Genomic DNA, 1,923 nt, shown 5'->3' on the forward strand with positions numbered 1-1,923 from the left:
CGGCGTAGATCTTGCCCAGCGCTTCGGCGGTGGTGGTTTTACCGGTGCCCGGCGGCCCCACCAGCAGCATGTGGTTGGTCTGGTTGGTGACCGGTAACCCTGCGGCTAGCCGCAGGCCGCGCACCTCGATCTGGTCTTCCAACTCGGCCACGGCACGCTTGACCTCAGTCAACCCGACCTGGTTGTCCAGCAGCTCCCGGCCTTGCACCAGCAGGTCTTCACGGCGTTGCTGGTTCTGTTCTTCGTTGCGCTCTTCTCGGGACTGCTCGGTGGTCACATCCCATTTGTCGGTTCGGCTGTTGATCGCCTCTTCGTCGGTGACCGCCAGATGCAGCCTCGGATCGGCCAGGGCCTGTTTCGCCGCCTCGGTCAGAGCGCCGTTGATCGTTGCCTTCGACAGCCAGATCTCGGCTTTGTCCTGCTCGCCGAGCAGCCGGTGCGCCATCCCCCGCACATACGCCAAATCGGCGGCAATCAAAGGAAAGTCGCCGGGGTCGATCGCGGTCACCGCAGTGTCGGGACTCAGCTGCGCACCCGCGGCCGCCGGCAAGCCGTGCCCGCGGCCCAACTGGACCCGGTTCGCCCAGTCCAGTGCGACCCGCGCCTGCCCGAGATGGGCGGCGGCACGGGCCGCCAACGCACTGGTTGCCGCGGTCACCGCCGACATGATGGTGGCCTGCGGCGGCAGGGTCGTCGCCGCAGCCGAGATCACGTCGGGCCACCGCTGGGTAGCGAACATCAGGTAGGCGCGAATGTACTGCTGCCACTGGTGGTTCTCCCAGGTGTCCAACAGTGTCGTACCGGTCAGCAGCTCGTCGGCTTTTTCGTACTGGCCGTCGTCGATCAGCGCACTAGCCAGCGCCAGACCGGCATGCGACGCCTCGGTCACCGAGATCGACAGGTACGGGCCGGCTTTCACCGCCGCGGACAGATAGACACCGAGCCGGTTGGTCTCCCGATGCAGGCGTGTGCCGTAGGAGTGCAACTCCTGCAGCGTTGACAGCGACTCGTCGCCGGTGGCGGCCCTGCCCAGCCATGCGTCGGCCATCGACGGGTCGATCGCGGTCGCCTCCCCAAACAGCTGCCGCGCCGCGGACAAACCCGACGGGTCGGCTTCGAGCAACGCCATCGCCGCGTCGAATCGCTTGCGCGCGGCGACCGTTGTCGTGCTGCTCGTCCTGCTGGTCATGGGTTCTAGTCCACCGATTCCAGGGCTTCGACGTCAGCGGTGCCCCGCGTCATCGGCACGACCGGCTCTGAGGATACGTAGCGGTTCTCAGCACGGAACAGCTCCACCTCCACGACGTGCACCTGCCCGGCAGTGCCGGTGGTGGTCACCTCCACGGTCGCCGGGCCGGTCTGGGTGATCGTCACGTCGGCGGTGCCGGGCTGCGGCGTGTCCGGCGCACTGATCACGATCACCGTGTTCGGCCGCGGCGCCGGCGCTCGGGTGGCTTCGGTGCCAGCGGTGCCGTCCACGACACTGACCGTGCTGCCGGCGGCCGGCCGGACTGCGCTGGTGACGACGACGTCGGGCATCCGGACACTGGACCATCGGCGCAGGTCGCGGGTGTGCACCGTGATCCGCTCGCCGGCGCCGGCCAGGCGCACCACAATCCGCTTCGCCAGGAAATCCTCTGCGGCTATCTGCACCCGGCTGAACTCCCCCGGGTCGTCCAGCGGCAGCAGCAGCCGATCGCCGGCACCGACCTTACCCAGCAGCACCCCCGACGGACCGAGCGGAACGGTCAACGTGGCCGGTAGCGGGCCGCGGCGGACGCCGCGCAGATCCGGCAGCGGCCCGCAGAAACTGCCGGCCAGCGCCGTCGCCTGCTCCCCCGGCAGCGGCTGCAGCAGCACGCTCGGCGGTGCCGCCGGCGGTTGCGCGCTGCGGACGGTCACCGTCGCCGTCGCGGAGCCGTC

1 protein-coding gene and 1 pseudogene are annotated in these 1,923 nt (G+C 69.3%); both read right to left on the reverse strand.

Annotated elements, in window-relative coordinates:
* A partial coding sequence (locus AC2VNT_RS03495; RefSeq protein WP_486945535.1) for an EccA family type VII secretion system protein occupies nt 1-1,189 on the reverse strand: 1,189 nt, incomplete at its 3' end.
* A gap of 5 nt (nt 1,190-1,194) precedes the next feature.
* A pseudogene (locus AC2VNT_RS03500) lies at nt 1,195-1,923 on the reverse strand (type VII secretion protein EccE); the annotation flags it as partial.

This window comes from Mycobacterium sp. TH-M15, from assembly GCF_057473705.1.